Genomic DNA, 2,014 nt, shown 5'->3' with positions numbered 1-2,014 from the left:
GAGCAAAAAGAGACGGTCAGCAGCATTATGAGTTTGGCTGGGGCGGCGACTGGTGCAATCATCGGAAACGGTGCAACCAACGCGGTGCAAGGCAGCCTGAATGCTGAGAATGCGGTGGAGAATAATATGATGGCTTCTTTAGCGCGTCAGTTTGCTAATGAGCTAAACAATTGTAATCCCCAAACATGTGATAAAAAACAAATTGGTAATAAATATAGATTATTGGCAAAGCAAGAAAAAGAACAGCAAATTGCCATTTGTAAGCAAAATGCTAATAAATGTAGAGAATTGGGTAAACAACATTTAGCGGATAATCAACAGATTAAGGACTTATATGTTCATAATAAATTAGGCTTAGATAACCAATCAGAAGAAGTGTTTAGGGAAGTTTGGGATAATTCCTATTCAGATACACAGCATCAACTTGAACAACATAACATTGAAGCTCAATATCGTCAAAATGGTGCCGGCGGTGCATTATCAGCAGTTGTGAACGATATAGGTTTAGGGTTTGGTTTGAAACCGATTGTAAGAACAGGAGCATCCACAACACAACATGCTACAGTTTCTTTTAATCCTAAATATCAAACTAAATCTTTACAAGATACTGATAATTTAGCATTGGATGTAAATTCGGTTCGAAATGCTTTAATTTCCAATGGAAAAATTAAAGCAAGTAAAGTACGCGATGGTTTTTCGGTAGCAACAGCTTCGGTTAGTGTTAATAATCAAACCCATCATTTTTTAAGCGTTAGTGGAAATGCTTGGAAAGGAGCACCTAAAGATACTCATATACGTATTAATAATATCGATTACAAAATAGTCCATGATGATAACATTTCAATAAAATCTAGAGTAATAAATACATCACTAAATGGAAAGAGTGTAACTAATGACAATCATGCTGAAATGAAATTAGCTGGTTACATTAATAAAGAATTTAGTCGTTATAGTGATGTTAAAGTTGAAATGGCTGTTCAAAATACATCTAAACAAAAACCTGGTATGTGCAACAATGGGTGTCGTCCATCTATTAAAGAATGGGCTGAACAAGATAATCCTTTCAATGTCATCATATATGAAGGTTCTACACGTAAAAACCCATAAATAGGAAAGAATTATGAAATACTTAACCATTCTTAATCAATTTTTACATCAAAATAGAAAAAAATCTATTGGCTATTCACAAAAAGAGATTGACCAAATTGAAAAATTATATGACATCAATATTAGAAAAGATTTTAGAACTTTTTTACTACATGCAGGTAGAAGTGATGGAGGATTATTAGGTGATACTATTGTTATGTATAGAGATTATTACTCCATAAGAAATCAAATACTATTTCAACTCACATTAGAAAATGACTTGCCTGACTATAACTGGTTAAAAGAAAAACCATTTATCTTTGCAGTATTCTGCGAAACACACTATTGCTTTTTAAAAACTAATGACGAAGACTTAACGGTCTATATGTATACAGAAGGAGAAAACGAAATATTTTCATTAGAGACATATTTTGATGATTTTATGATTTGGCTAATTAATGAAGAAAATCCTAATTTAGAATTTATCGGAGACTATATAGGAGAATTAATATTAATAAAATAATTTAATCAACTTGTGCTACATTGATTATTCATAGTAATAGCAAGCGTAGGGTGGGTGTTTTTGCACCCGCGCATCTTACCAATCCCACCTACCCCAATGTTTCAGGCTGCCTTAATACTTTATTCATTCAAATCAACATACGTTACATTGAATTCTTCATGATAAAAGTAATTACAGGCAACCTGAAATCACGTTCATTAAGTAAGCATTCAACTTAATGAATAAAACGGCCGTTTTCTAACCAATTGTTTTAAATAACCAATATATTTTCAGACAGCCTGAAAAATGTATTGGATTGTAACCCCACGTCATAGGAACAAAGCCATGAGCCAACTCCAAACCTATCCGAAACAACCCACGTCCATGCAAAGCAGTTATGCATTGGCAAGACGAGCCGAGCAAAAT

2 protein-coding genes are annotated in these 2,014 nt (G+C 33.5%); both read left to right on the top strand.

From position 1 onward, the window contains the following. On the top strand, window positions 1–1,107 hold a 1,107-nt coding region (locus Q338_RS12415; RefSeq protein ID WP_169815870.1), incomplete at its 5' end, for a VENN motif pre-toxin domain-containing protein. 13 nt (window positions 1,108–1,120) lie between these two features. Further along, the gene (locus Q338_RS12410) at window positions 1,121–1,609 is read left to right on the top strand and encodes an SMI1/KNR4 family protein (RefSeq protein ID WP_034296028.1); all 489 of its coding nucleotides are present in this window, start codon (window positions 1,121–1,123) and stop codon (window positions 1,607–1,609) included. Window positions 1,610–2,014 lie beyond the last annotated feature (405 nt).

It is taken from the genome of Alysiella crassa DSM 2578 (assembly GCF_000745955.1).
Classification (GTDB): Bacteria; Pseudomonadota; Gammaproteobacteria; order Burkholderiales; family Neisseriaceae; genus Simonsiella; species Simonsiella crassa.
This window is presented reverse-complemented; position numbering and strand designations above follow the sequence as displayed.

Coding starts and splice junctions, on each gene's coding strand:
- Q338_RS12410 (WP_034296028.1), top strand. CDS start 1,121: ATGAAATACTTAACCATTCTTAATCAATTTTTACATCAAAATAGAAAA.